The sequence below is a fragment of the Streptomyces sp. NPDC097640 genome (assembly GCF_040302705.1).
Classification (GTDB): domain Bacteria; phylum Actinomycetota; class Actinomycetes; order Streptomycetales; family Streptomycetaceae; genus Streptomyces.
Map to the genome: position 1 here is coordinate 391,412 of NZ_JBEOSB010000004.1, position 12,938 is coordinate 404,349.

Annotated in this window: 9 protein-coding genes; 6 read left to right on the forward strand and 3 right to left on the reverse strand. The window is 71.4% G+C overall.

Translation table 11 applies throughout. The features are described from left to right. The first annotated feature begins 176 nt into the window (after positions 1-176). A complete protein-coding gene (gene dusB, locus ABTY62_RS08250) occupies positions 177-1,361 on the forward strand; it encodes a tRNA dihydrouridine synthase DusB (protein WP_352128584.1) in 1,185 nt (394 codons plus the stop codon). Between the two features lie 19 nt (positions 1,362-1,380). On the opposite strand, the gene ABTY62_RS08255 is transcribed toward dusB, so the two are convergent. Continuing rightward, positions 1,381-2,733: an amylo-alpha-1,6-glucosidase gene (locus tag ABTY62_RS08255; protein ID WP_352128654.1), complete on the reverse strand. Its 1,353-nt coding sequence runs from the start codon at positions 2,731-2,733 to the stop codon at positions 1,381-1,383. 170 nt (positions 2,734-2,903) lie between these two features. On the opposite strand from ABTY62_RS08255, the gene ABTY62_RS08260 reads away from it, so the two are divergent. From ABTY62_RS08260 to ppdK, 5 genes are all read left to right on the forward strand, one after another. Further along, positions 2,904-4,391, forward strand: coding sequence for an ABC transporter substrate-binding protein (locus ABTY62_RS08260; RefSeq protein WP_352128585.1), 1,488 nt, complete (start codon positions 2,904-2,906; stop codon positions 4,389-4,391). Then, the gene (locus ABTY62_RS08265) at positions 4,388-5,371 is read left to right on the forward strand and encodes a carbohydrate ABC transporter permease (RefSeq protein ID WP_352128586.1); all 984 of its coding nucleotides are present in this window, start codon (positions 4,388-4,390) and stop codon (positions 5,369-5,371) included. Before ABTY62_RS08260 ends, ABTY62_RS08265 begins: the two co-directional genes overlap by 4 nt. Before the next feature lie 44 nt (positions 5,372-5,415). Further along, a complete protein-coding gene (locus tag ABTY62_RS08270; protein ID WP_352128655.1) occupies positions 5,416-6,282 on the forward strand; it encodes a carbohydrate ABC transporter permease in 867 nt (288 codons plus the stop codon). 39 nt (positions 6,283-6,321) lie between these two features. Continuing rightward, positions 6,322-7,512: an ROK family transcriptional regulator gene (locus tag ABTY62_RS08275; RefSeq protein ID WP_352128587.1), complete on the forward strand. Its 1,191-nt coding sequence runs from the start codon at positions 6,322-6,324 to the stop codon at positions 7,510-7,512. Positions 7,513-7,956: 444 nt separating this feature from the next. After that, positions 7,957-10,683 (forward strand): pyruvate, phosphate dikinase, encoded by a 2,727-nt coding sequence (gene ppdK / locus ABTY62_RS08280; RefSeq protein ID WP_352128588.1) that lies wholly within the window; start codon positions 7,957-7,959, stop codon positions 10,681-10,683. Between the two features lie 134 nt (positions 10,684-10,817). Here ppdK and ABTY62_RS08285 read toward each other — a convergent pair whose 3' ends face one another. Together ABTY62_RS08285 and ABTY62_RS08290 are read right to left on the reverse strand one after the other, a co-directional pair. Continuing rightward, positions 10,818-11,897: an rRNA adenine N-6-methyltransferase family protein gene (locus ABTY62_RS08285; protein WP_352128589.1), complete on the reverse strand. Its 1,080-nt coding sequence runs from the start codon at positions 11,895-11,897 to the stop codon at positions 10,818-10,820. 476 nt (positions 11,898-12,373) lie between these two features. After that, positions 12,374-12,544: a hypothetical protein gene (locus ABTY62_RS08290; RefSeq protein ID WP_352128590.1), complete on the reverse strand. Its 171-nt coding sequence runs from the start codon at positions 12,542-12,544 to the stop codon at positions 12,374-12,376. Positions 12,545-12,938 lie beyond the last annotated feature (394 nt).

Below are 12,938 nucleotides of genomic sequence, written 5' to 3' on the forward strand. Positions count from 1 at the left end.
TCCCCATCCTCACTCCGGGGCTTCCCCCGTGGCGGACGCGGGACATCGGGTGCGGGACAATGAGAGATCTGCCGTCCCGCTCGGTCCGGTGGCTCCGCGGAGCCACTCGAAAGCCACTCGACCGAGTCACCGCATATCCGAGAGATACCCGAGAGACACCCGAGGAAGCCCCTTCCATGACCGCCACGCAGCTCCAGATCGGACCGCACACGGTGACCCCGCCGGTGGTGCTCGCGCCCATGGCCGGGATCACCAACGCGCCGTTCCGCACCCTGTGTCGGCAATTCGCCGAAGGCGACGGCTGGGGGTCCGGGGGTTATCCCCCGGGAGATAGGGGCAGCGGGGGCAAGGGCCTGTTCGTGAGCGAGATGATCACGACCCGGGCGCTGGTCGAGCGCGACGCCAAGACCATGCGGCTGATCCACTTCGACGGCACCGAGAAGCCCCGCTCCATCCAGCTGTACGGGGTGGACCCGGCGACCGTCGGCAAGGCCGTACGGATGATCGTCGACGAGGACCTGGCCGACCACATCGACCTCAACTTCGGCTGCCCGGTGCCCAAGGTCACCCGCAAGGGCGGCGGCTCGGCGCTCCCGTACAAGCGGCACCTGCTGCGCTCGATCCTGCGCGAGGCCGTGACCGGCGCGGGCTCGCTGCCGGTGACCATGAAGATGCGCAAGGGCATCGACGACGACCACATCACCTACCTCGACGCGGGCCGGATCGCGGTCGAGGAGGGCGTGACCGCCATCGCGCTGCACGGCCGCACGGCGGCGCAGCACTACGGCGGCGAGGCCGACTGGGAGGCCATCGCCCGGCTGAAGGAGGCCGTGCCCGAGATCCCGGTGCTGGGCAACGGCGACATCTGGTCGGCGGACGACGCGCTGCGGATGATGCGGCGCACGGGCTGCGACGGCGTGGTCGTGGGCCGCGGCTGCCTGGGGCGGCCCTGGCTGTTCGGCGATCTGGTCGCCGCCTTCGAGGGCGGCGGCGCGCCCGCCCGGCCGACCCTCAGGGAGGTCGCGGCGGTCATGCGGCGCCACGCCGAGCTGCTGGCCCAGTGGCTGGAGGACGAGGAGCGGGGCGTCATCGACTTCCGCAAGCACGTCGCCTGGTACACCAAGGGGTTCTCGGTGGGCTCCGAGATGCGCAGGCGGCTGGCGATCACCTCGTCCCTGGACGAGCTGGACGCGCTGCTCGGCGAGCTGGACCTGGACCAGGAGTGGCCGCCCGGCGCGGACGGCCCGCGCGGCCGCACCTCCGGCCGCAACCGGGTGGTGCTGCCCGACGGCTGGCTGAACGACCCGTACGACTGCGCGGGCTTGAGCGCGGACGCGGAACTGGACACGTCGGGCGGCTGAGCGCGCCTCTGGTCGTCCCTCACTCCGGTTCGGCGGCCATCTCCCGCTCCGCCGTCACCAGCTCCGTACCCGCTCCGCCCGAGGTCACCAGCAGGTCCAGCGCCAGAGCCGCCGTCCAGGCGAAGTCGCGGGTGCCGCGCGCCTCGCCGGTGTACGGGTCGACGTACTCGGCGAAACCGGAGGAGACGGCCGCGTCGAGCGCGGCGGAGCGCAGCGCGTCGGCCCGGTCCACCGCGCCATGGAGCCGCAGGCCGCGCTCCACCAGCCAGTTGACGTTGAACCACGCGGGCCCGCGCCAGTAGCGGGACGGGTCGAAGGCGGCCCCCAGCAGGTCGTAGCTGGGCACCAGGCGCACCGAGGTGCCCAGGCCGAAGTGGTCGCCCGACGCGGTGCGGACCAGGGCGGCGGCGATCTCGTCCGGCAGGCCGGGCACGATCAGCGGTAGCAGACCCGCGGCGCTGAACTCAGGTATCAGCCCGCCGCCGCGCAGGTCGCGGCAGAGGAACAGCCCGGCGGCCGGGTCCCACAACCGCTCGACCAGGGCGGCGGTGAGCCGCCGCGCCCGCGCCAGGTGGGGCGCGGGGTCGGCGCCGACGGCGGCGGCGATGTCGGCCAGCGCGTGCTCGGAGGCGATCAGCAGCGCGTTGACCCCGGGGTCCTCGACCGCGAAGGCGGGCGGTGGCCCGTCGTCGCGGTAGCCGCGGTCCCGGTAGTCGGCGGCGAGCCGCACATAGCGGCCGTAGTCCAGGTCGGTGGGCCGGTCGGTGGCCGCGCCGTGGTCGAGGTCGGCGCGGCGGAAGGTGCCCGGCGGGGCGGGCTCGACGCGCGCCAGCGGGGCGTCCCAGCAGGGGCTGTTGTCCATGCCGGGCTCCCAGGGGTGGACCACGGACACCAGCCCGTGGCCGCCCAGGTCGCGGCACTCGGCCAGATAGTGGTGCCAGGCCGCGAGCCGCGGGTAGAGCCGGTCCAGGAAGCCGCGGCGGGCGGAGGCGCGCGGGTCGGCCAGGTGCACCAGCCGGCAGGCGAGCGCGTGGACCGGCGGCTGGACGATGCCGGAGGTCTCGACGGCCGAGGGGGCGCCGGCGGCCGCGCCCGCGCTGGAGGAGCGCCAGAAGTCGGGGCTCGGGAAGTACGCGTCCAGCGGCACGGCCGGGTTGAAGACGATGTGCGGGATCCGGCCGTCGCCCCACTGGGCGCTCAGCAGGGTCTCCAGCTCGCGCTGGGCGCGGCGCACCGACAGATGGCGCAGCCCGATGGCGATGAACGCCGAGTCCCAGCTCCACTGGTGCGGATACAGGCCGCGCGAGGGGACCGTGGAGGTGCCGGTCCAGTTCTCCAGGAGGACCCGCCGGGCGCCGCGCAGCAGCCGCATGGGCGCGGGCCGGTAGAGCTCGCCGCTTTCCACGAAGGACTCCGGTGGGTGGTCGTGGCTTTGCCGTTGCTGTGTTACGGCGAAGATATCCCAGCCTTATGTCTTGTCAATACGCAAAACTGATGCTGTGATGCGTTGCTCACAAGCATAAGTGGCGCGTGAGGACTGAGATGCGACTGTGGACCCGGCGGTCGAAGGCGACCGCAGCCGGGATAGCCGCGGCACTGGGCATCGGCCTGCTGGCCGGATGCTCGAGCGGCGCGACCGACAAACCCGACAACAAGCTCACCGTGTGGTCACTGGAGAGCCTGCCGCCGCGGATGGCGGCCACCCAGAAGATCGTCGACCGGTTCGAGGACAAGACCGGCATCAGCGTCAAGCTGGTGGGGGTGAGCGAGGCCCAGCTGCCCCAGATGATCATGTCGGCGGCGGCCGCCGGGCGGCTGCCCGACGTGATCGCCGCCCTCCCGCTGGGCCAGATGTGGCAGATGTACAGCAACGGCCTGGTCAACACCCGCGTCCCGGGTGAGGTGATCAAGCGGCTCGGCCCCGGCACCTTCGACGCCAACGCCCTCCGCCTCGCCTCCGACCGGGGCACCCGGCTCGGCGTACCGTCCGACGCCTGGCTCCAACTGCTCGTGTACCGCCAGGACCTGTTCGAGCGGGACGGACTGCCGGCCCCCGAGAGCTACCGCGATCTGCTGCGCGCCGCCGACCGGCTGGATGTCCGCGGCCGGGACGGGATCTCCGCCGCCACCGACCCGGCGGACGTCTTCACCCAGCAGAGCTTCGAGAGTCTGGCCCTCGCCAACGGCTGCCGGCTCATCGACGGCGCGGAAGACGGCGCGGAAGAGGGCGCGGAAGAGGGCGCGGAAGAGGGCGCGGAAGACGGCGCGGAAGACGACGCGGGAGACGGCGAGGGAGACGTGGCGCTGGACTCCCCATCCTGCCGCACCGCCTTCACCACGTACGACACCCTGGCCCGGCGGCACGGCGCGCCCGGCACCCAGACCGTCGACTCCACCCGCGCCGGCTACTTCTCCGGGAAGTCGGCGATGGTCATCTGGTCGTCGTTCCTGCTGGACGAGCTCGCGGGGCTGCGCAAGGACGCCCTGCCCAGCTGCCCCCAGTGCGCGCGTGACCGCTCGTTCCTCGCCGACAACAGCGGGATCGTCACGGCGCTCAAGGGCCCCGACGGCCAGGGGGAGGCCGCGCAGTTCGGCGACATCACCTCCTGGACCGTGACCAGGACCGCCGAGACCGAGGCGACGAAGACCTTCCTCACGTACATGATGACCTCGGGCTACGAGGACTGGTTCGGCATGGCGCCCGAGGGCAAGATCCCCGTGCGCACCGGCACCGCCGCCGCCCCCGACCGCTACCGCCGCGCCTGGCGCGCCAGCGACATGGGCGTCGACGTCAAGAGGCCGATGAACGAGGTCTTTCCCGACACGCTGCTCGACGAGCTCGCGGCGGGCGTCGGCAGGATCAAGCGCTGGGGGATCGAGCAGGGCGAGGGCGCCCTGGTCGGCGCGCTCAACGGCGAACTGCCCATCCCCAAGATCGTCTCCGCCATGACCGGCGGCCAGCTCTCGCCCGACCGGGCCGCGCACGACGCCGCCGAGGAAGTCACCGCCCTGCGGAGGTCCCTGCGATGACCACCCCCCGCCCCCGCCCCCGCCCCACGCGCGCCCGGCGCGACACCGCCGCCCGGCGCGAGAACCGCGCGGGCCTCGCCTTCGTCACCCCCACCTTCGTGGTGGTGCTGGTCGTGGTCGTGCTGCCCATCCTGTGGACCGTGCTGCTGGCCTTCCAGCGCGCCCGGCTCATCGACATCCAGGGCATGGGCCTGTTCGGCCACTGGACCCCGCACAACTTCGCGTCCGTCTTCGACTCGCCCGGCTTCTGGTCCTCCCTGTGGACCACCCTCCTGTACACCGCGGGGGCCACCTTCGGCTCGATCGCCCTCGGCCTGGTCGCCGCCCTCGCCCTGCGCCGGCCGTTCCGCGGCCGGGGGCTGCTGCGCGGGGCCATGCTGCTGCCGTACGTCGCCCCGGTCGTCGCCGTGGCCTTCGTGTGGCAGGTCGCGCTCAGCCCGCAGTACGGCATCGTCAACGCGTGGGGCGCGAAGCTCTTCGGCTGGGACGACCCGATCGCCTTCCTGTCCACCCGTCAGTACACGGTGCACCTGCTGGGGATGGGCTTCGAGGTGCCGCTGGCCCTGCTCACCGTCATCGCCTTCGAGACCTGGCGCTACTTCCCCTTCGCCTTCCTGTTCCTGCTGGCCCGGCTCCAGGCGGTGCCGCCCGGCCTGGAGGAGGCGGCCAAGGTGGACGGCGCCACGCCGAGCCAGCGGCTGAGGCACATCCTGCTGCCGCAGCTGATGCCGGTGATCGCGCTGCTGAGCGTGTTGCGCTTCATCATGACCTTCAACAAGTTCGACGACGTCTATCTGCTCACCGGCGGCGGCGCCGGGACGGATGTGGTCGCGGTGCGGGTCTACGACTTCCTCACCTCGCGCTACGACGTCGGGGCGGCCTCCGCGCAGGCGCTCGTCCTCGCCGCGGTGCTGATGGTCCTGCTCGGCGTCTACTTCGCCTTCTTCGCCCGTAAGACCCAGGAGGAGGCAGCCCGATGAGCCGCCTGACGAGCCGCCCGACGAGCCGCCAGACGAGCCGCCCCATGAGCCGTGCGCAGTTCGAGGAGCGCTTCTTCGCCGTCGCCCGCTGGGTGGTGATCGCCTTCCTCGCGCTGATCACCATCGTGCCGTTCGGCTACATGCTGCTGCTGTCGGTGAAGCCGATCGACGCGCTGCTGCTGGACCCCGGCAGCCTGTGGGTGTCCGGGAAGGACTTCACCCTCGACACCTACCGCAGCGTCCTCAAGCCGGCCGACGAGGGCGGTCAGGGCTTTCTGCGGATGCTGCTGAACTCCGCGCTGGTCTCGCTCGGCACGGTCGCGCTGACCCTGCTGGTCGCGGTGCCCGGCGCGTACGCCGTCAGCAGGCTGCGGTTCTTCGGCAGCCGCCAGGTCGGGGCGCTGTTCCTCGCGGTGTATCTGTTCCCCGCGACGCTGCTGGCCGTGCCGTTGTTCGTGATGTTCGCCAAGCTGGGACTCCAGGGCAGCCTGGTGGGGCTGGCGATCGTCTACGTCGCGCAGACCGTGCCGGTGTCGGTGTACATGATGAAGAACTACTTCGCCACCGTCCCGTACAGCGTCGAGGAGGCCGCGGCGCTGGACGGCTGCTCGCGGCTTCAGACGGTCCGCAAGGTCGTCCTGCCGCTCGCGCTGCCCTCCCTCATGGCGACCGGCCTGTACATCTTTATGATCGCCTGGAACGAATTCCTCTTCGCGCTGCTCTTCCTCGCCGCCGAACCCGACCGGTGGACCGTCTCTCTGGGCCTCCAGCAGCTCGCGGGCGGTGTCGAGGTCTCCAAGACGGTCCTGATGGCCGGATCGGTGGTGCTCACCCTCCCGGTGGTGCTGCTGTTCTTCGCCGCCGAGCGACTGTTGACCGAGGGCCTGACCAGCGGCGCGGACAAGGGGTAGGCGGGGGCAGGCATACGACCGACAGCGGCGAGGAGCGAGATGGCGGGCAGCACCGGGACCCAGGCCAGCGCGGGCCATCTGCTTCAGCTGATCCGCAGCGGGCGGGCCACCACGCGCGGGGAGCTCCAGGCCGCGACCGGGCTGTCCAGGTCCACCGTCGGACACCGCCTGGACCAGCTCTTCCGGGCGGGCTGGGTGCGCGGCGGCGCGGGGGGCACCTCCACCGGAGGGCGCCCCTCGGCGCGGCTGGAGTTCGACCCCGGCCATGCCGTGGTGCTGGCCGTCAACCTGGAGACCCGGCACGGGCGGGCCGCCGTCATGGACCTCGCGGGCACCCCGCTGGCCGAGCACACCGCGCCGCTGGACATCACGGACGGCCCCGAGCGGGTGCTGGACGAGGTCGCCGGGTGGTTCGGGCCGCTGCTGGAGCGGGCCGGTGCCGACCCCGGGCGGGTCTGCGGGATCGGGCTCTCCGTGCCGGGGCCGGTGGACTGGGAGAGCGGGCAGGCGGTGCAGCCGCCGATCATGCCGGGCTGGGACCGCTACCCGATCGCGGAGCGGATCCGGCGCGCCTTCCACCCCGCCCTCGCCCCGGTGCCGGTGCTGGTCGACAACGACGCCAATCTGATGGCGTACGGGGAGCAGCGCGCCGGCTACCCCGACTGCTCGGCGTTCGTCCTGGTCAAGGTTTCCACCGGGATAGGTGCCGGGGTGGTGGTCGGCGGCGAGATCTACCGCGGCATCGACGGCGGGGCCGGGGACATCGGCCACATCCGGCTGCACGACCGGCCCGACGCGCTGTGCATGTGCGGCTCGTACGGCTGTCTGGCGGCCGTGGCCAGCGGGCGGGCGCTGGCCCGGGACCTGAGCGCGGCGGGGCGGCCCGCCGCCTCCGGCTCGGATGTGCGCGCGCTGCTGGCGGAAGGCGATCCGACGGCGGTGCGGATGGCCCGGGACGCGGGGCGGCGGGTCGGGGAGGTGCTGGTCACCGTGGTCACGCTGCTCAACCCGGGGGTGCTGATGGTCGGCGGGGACCTGGCCGGGGTGCCGTTCCTCACCGGGGTGCGGGAGCTGCTCTACCAGCGGGCGCTGCCGCGCACCACGGCCCATCTCCAGGTGGTCACCTCGCGGCTCGGCGACCGCGCGAGCCTGGTCGGGGCCACCGCGATGGTCGTGGAGTCGCTGTACTCGCCGGAGCGGGCGGACGCCCGGCTCGCGGCGCTCGCCTGAGCGATGCTCGTCTGGCCAATGCTCGTTTGAGCGGACCCCCACTCGTTGTATCCAAAAGGCGAGATGAGGGGCCGTCAGGCCGCGTGATTCTCGCCACTCTGATAGCCCTCTCGCTCACATGAGCACTCCCGGGAAGGGGGGCCGGTACCCCCCTGCTGTCCTCACCTCTCCAAGGCGTGGCACTCCGTGCCAGTTTTGGATGTTCGACACCCCGAACCAATGATTACGCAGAGTGAGATTGACGCGCTAGAATATAGGCGCAGTGTGGGTATGTGTTCGACCCTTGAAGGTGCGGCGAGTAAGAGCCATTCGTACGAGTGACTTTCGAACTCGTGGCAGGCGGGTGGTTACGGCCGAATGACAGGGGAGTGGACATACTCAGGAACCTTCGATCTGGGTACGCTCCCCGCCGTCAGGGCAGCCGAGCCGAGGAGTTCGAGTCCCGTGCCGGAAACACAAGATCAGCAGAAGTTCGTTTACGACTTCACCGAGGGCAACAAGGATCTCAAGGACCTGCTCGGCGGGAAGGGCGCCAACCTCGCCGAGATGACCAATCTCGGTCTCCCCGTGCCACCGGGCTTCACGATCACCACCGAGGCCTGCAAGGTCTACCTCGACAGTGGTGAGGAGCCCGCGGCCCTGCGCGACGAGGTGAGTGCGCACCTCGACGCCCTCGAGCGGAAGATGGGCAAGACCCTCGGCCAGCCGGACGACCCGCTGCTGGTCTCCGTGCGCTCCGGCGCGAAGTTCTCGATGCCCGGCATGATGGACACCGTCCTGAACATCGGCCTCTCCGACGACTCGGTCGCCGGGCTCGCCGCCCAGGCCGGCGACGAGCGGTTCGCCTGGGACTCCTACCGCCGCCTCATCCAGATGTTCGGCAAGACCGTGCTCGGCGTGGACGGCGACCTCTTCGAGGAGGCCCTGGAGGAGGCCAAGCGCGCCAAGGGCGTGACCGTCGACGTCGACCTGGACGCCGGCGACCTCAAGCGGCTGGTCACCGAGTTCAAGGACATCGTCGCCAACGAGACCGGCCGCGGCTTCCCGCAGGAGCCGCGCGAGCAGATGGACCTCGCGGTGCGGGCGGTCTTCGACTCGTGGAACGGCGACCGCGCCAAGCTCTACCGCCGCCAGGAGCGCATCCCTCACGACCTGGGCACGGCGGTCAACATCTGCTCCATGGTCTTCGGCAACCTCGGCCCCGACTCGGGCACCGGCGTCGCCTTCACCCGCGACCCGGCCAGCGGCCAGCAGGGCGTATACGGCGACTACCTCCAGAACGCGCAGGGCGAGGACGTCGTCGCCGGCATCCGCAACACCGTGCCGCTCGCCGACCTCGAACAGATCGACAAGGGCTCGTACGACGAGCTCATGCGGATCATGGAGATCCTGGAGACGCACTACCGGGACCTGTGCGACATCGAGTTCACCATCGAGCGCGGCAAGCTGTGGATGCTCCAGACCCGCGTCGGCAAGCGCACCGCCGGGGCCGCCTTCCGGATCGCCACCCAGCTGGTCGACCAGGGCCTGATCGACGAGGCCGAGGCGCTGCGCCGGGTCAACGGCGCCCAGCTCGCCCAGCTGATGTTCCCGCGCTTCGACGAGGAAGCGGCGGAGAACGGCACGGTGCGCAAGCTCGGGCGGGGCATCGCCGCCTCGCCCGGCGCGGCCGTCGGCAAGGCCGTCTTCGACTCGTACACCGCGGTCAAGTGGTCCAGGTCCGGCGAGAAGGTCATCCTCATCCGCCGCGAGACCAACCCCGACGACCTCGACGGCATGATCGCCGCCGAGGGCATCCTGACCTCGCGGGGCGGCAAGACCTCGCACGCCGCCGTGGTCGCCCGCGGCATGGGCAAGACCTGTGTCTGCGGCGCCGAGGAGCTCGAAGTCGACACCAAGCGGCGCCGGATGACGGTGCCCGCCCTCGACGGCAAGGACGGCCTGGTGATCGAGGAGGGCGACGTCGTCTCCATCGACGGCTCCACCGGCAAGGTCTACCTCGGCAAGGTGCCGGTCGTCCCGTCCCCGGTCGTCGAGTACTTCGAGGGCCGGATGCACGCTGGCGCCGACGACGCCGACGAACTCGTGGGCGCCGTGCACCGGATCATGGCCTACGCCGACCGGGTGCGCCGGCTGCGGGTGCGGGCCAACGCCGACAACGCCGAGGACGCCAACCGTGCCCGGCGGTTCGGGGCCCAGGGCATCGGCCTGTGCCGCACCGAGCACATGTTCCTCGGTGAGCGGCGCGAACTCGTCGAGCGGCTGATCCTCGCCCACACCGACGAGGAGCGGGAGACCGCCCTCGGCGCGCTGCTGCCCCTCCAGAAGGACGACTTCGTCGAGCTCTTCGAGTCCATGGACGGGCTGCCCGTCACCGTACGGCTGCTCGACCCGCCGCTGCACGAGTTCCTGCCCGACATCACCGAGCTGTCGGTGCGCGTCGCGCTCGCCGAGTCCCGCAAGGACCACAACGAGAACGACCTGCGGCTGCTCCAGGCCGTGCACCGGCTGCACGAGCAGAACCCGATGCTGGGCCTGCGCGGGGTGCGCCTCGGCCTCGTCATCCCCGGCCTCTTCGCCATGCAGGTACGGGCCATCGCGGAGGCTGCCGCCGAGCGCCGGAACGCCAAGGGCGACCCGCGCGCCGAGATCATGATTCCGCTGGTCGGCACGGTCCAGGAGCTGGAGATCGTCCGCGAGGAGGCCGAGCAGGTCATCGAGGAGGTGCAGCGGGCCCGGGGCGTGGACCTCAAGCTGACCCTCGGCACCATGATCGAGCTGCCGCGCGCCGCGCTGACCGCCGGTCAGATCGCCGAGTCCGCCGACTTCTTCTCCTTCGGCACCAACGACCTCACCCAGACCGTCTGGGGCTTCTCCCGCGACGACGTCGAGGCCAGCTTCTTCACCGCCTACCTGGAGAAGGGCATCTTCGGCGTCAGCCCCTTCGAGACCATCGACAAGGACGGCGTCGGCTCCCTCGTCCGCAGCGCCGCCGAGGCCGGCCGGGCCACCCGCCCCGACCTCAAGCTCGGCGTCTGCGGCGAGCACGGCGGCGACCCGGAGTCCGTCCACTTCTTCCACGAGGTGGGCCTGGACTACGTCTCCTGCTCGCCGTTCCGCATCCCCGTCGCGCGCCTGGAAGCCGGCCGCGCGGCCGCCGCCGGGCGGTAACCGGACCGGACCTCCGGAGTCACATCGGGGTACCCCAACCCTCAACCCCGGCACTGACTCCGGCTCGCAAAGGGGGCGGCACCTGTGCGGAGGTGCCGCCCCCTCTTTCGCTGCCTGCGGTGTGGCCGGGCCCCTCACACGAGCGGTGCCTCCGGTGACCGGAGCCACACACGCTGTCCGGCGCCGTCGACGGTCACACCGAACTGCTCAGCCGACGGGCTGCCGTCGCCGACGTAGGCGGCGTGCACCTCGGTGACCTCCTCCCACAGGCTCCGGGGGCCGTACTGCCACACCTCCTCGTCCGTCACGGTGGCCGCCGATCCTTCCCGGTCCCACAGCCAGATCTGGTACGTCCCCTCGTAGCGGCCGTCCGTCATCGCGACCCCGGGCAGTCGCGCGCTGGTGTAGAGGGCGAACCCGAGGCTCGCCACCGTGTCAGGAACGCTGCCCCCAGGCGCGCGGCGCGCGGTGGAACCGTCCACGGGGGCATCCGCCGCCGGACGGTGCGAACGCATCGGCATGAACTGCGCATCGCCGACGGGCCGCCCTTGCGCCACACCCCCGTTGACGTCCAGGCGGAGGAGCGCGCCGGACCAGAAGTCCAAGGCGAACGGGACGACGATCACGCCGCCGGGGGCGGTCTGCCCGATCCAGGCCGGCGGGACCCGGCGCACGGAGCAGGTGGCGATCAGCCGCTCGTACGGCGCCCCGGACGCCCATCCCAGCGCTCCGTCACCGTGGATGACGCGGGGGCCGTACCCGGCGGCGCTGATCGCCTTCTCGGCCTGCTCGGCCAGGCGCTCGTCCACCTCGACCGTCGTGACGTTCTCGCAGCCCAGGCGTGCGGAGAGCAGGGCGGCGTTCCAGCCGGTGCCGGTGCCGATCTCCAGCACCCGGTTCCCATCGGCGACGTCGAGCGCGCCCAGCATCCGGGCGACCAGCGACGGCTTGGAGCCGGAGGACGTGGCCACACCGGGACCGCCGCCTTTGCCGTCGTCCAGCTGCGTCACGATCGGTTCGTCGCTGTACACCAGATCCCACCAGGCCGCCTCGGTGGTGACGGGTGCGCAGGTCACTTCCTGCTTCCAGACTTCCCGGGGGACGAACTGGTGGCGTGGCACGGCATCGAAGGCAGGACGCCATTCGAGGGGCAGCGCCCCGGACGCCGCGAGGGCGTCCAGGAGCGCGGCCTGGCGCTGTGGCCAGTCAGTCACAGCGTCTCACTTCTCCTTCGGCGGCTGGTTGCCGTCCGGCGGCGGGGGCGGTGGGGTCCACGGCTTGATCGGGGCGGGATCGCCCCTGTGCTTGCCCTGGGAGATCACTGCTCACCTCCTCCTGCTGTCTCAGCGCGAGGGCCTTCCCTGCGCCGTCGTGCACCTTCTGCCCGCCCCGGCCTACCGTCCTCACCGGCCGGGGCGGGTGGCTTGTGGTGCGTTGGGAGCGCTCCTTGTTCCGTCTGCGCTCCTCGGACAGCTGTCCGGCAGCGTTTTCGGCAGCGCTTCCGGCCAGATCCCGTAGCTCAGGGTCGAGGTTTGCGTCCCTGCTCGCGCTGATCGCTGCGCCCAGGGCGCCGATCCGAGACCATCGACAAGGACGGCGTCAGCTCCCTCCCTCAACCCCGGCACTGACTCCGGCTCGCAAAGGGGGCGGCACCTGTGCGGAGGTGCCGCCCCCTCATTTGCTGATCGGGTCAGCGACTGGTGTACGTGTAGGCGAGCAGCGCTATCGGCATCGCGGCGCACACGGCCAGGCAGATCATCCACGCGGGCACGCCGAAGAAGCGGGTGCCCTCGTCATCCTCGTGCGGCTCAGCGCCCGCACACTCCGGACGCCGGCACATCCCTACAGTCCGAATCTTCATCGCCTACCGCTTCCGCATCCAGGTGAGGGCTACCAGCATCATGGCCGCGAGAGTAGCGAGCGGTAAGGGCGCCGCGACCATGCATCCACTCGACCCTCCCGCCATCCCCATGTCACCTCCCGGGGCGGATGTGCGGTGTTTCCCGGCGTTGTTGCCCTTACTGTGCTTCCCCTTTGTGTTGCCGCTCGCCTTGTCCTGGTACTCGCTGTAGTCGCTCACGGAGCCTCCAAGGTGGTGAATGGGATTCGCCCGATCGGTTGTCCGCGCCTCTCGCGGTGCCGCCGAGGCGGGGGATGAAGCAGGCCGCCCACCTCCGCGGGGCGATAGGGAGGCGGACGGCGGGGCTCACCGCACGCGGTGCACCGGCTCGGCCAAGGGGGTATGCGCGGTACCG

Excerpts from the sequence above, each read along its gene's own strand:
- dusB (WP_352128584.1), top strand. The coding sequence starts at position 177 with ATGACCGCCACGCAGCTCCAGATCGGACCGCACACGGTGACCCCGCCG.
- ABTY62_RS08255 (WP_352128654.1), bottom strand. The coding sequence starts at position 2,733 with ATGCGGCTGCTGCGCGGCGCCCGGCGGGTCCTCCTGGAGAACTGGACC.
- ABTY62_RS08260 (WP_352128585.1), top strand. The coding sequence starts at position 2,904 with ATGCGACTGTGGACCCGGCGGTCGAAGGCGACCGCAGCCGGGATAGCC.
- ABTY62_RS08265 (WP_352128586.1), top strand. The coding sequence starts at position 4,388 with ATGACCACCCCCCGCCCCCGCCCCCGCCCCACGCGCGCCCGGCGCGAC.
- ABTY62_RS08270 (WP_352128655.1), top strand. The coding sequence starts at position 5,416 with ATGAGCCGTGCGCAGTTCGAGGAGCGCTTCTTCGCCGTCGCCCGCTGG.
- ABTY62_RS08275 (WP_352128587.1), top strand. The coding sequence starts at position 6,322 with ATGGCGGGCAGCACCGGGACCCAGGCCAGCGCGGGCCATCTGCTTCAG.
- ABTY62_RS08290 (WP_352128590.1), bottom strand. The coding sequence starts at position 12,544 with ATGAAGATTCGGACTGTAGGGATGTGCCGGCGTCCGGAGTGTGCGGGC.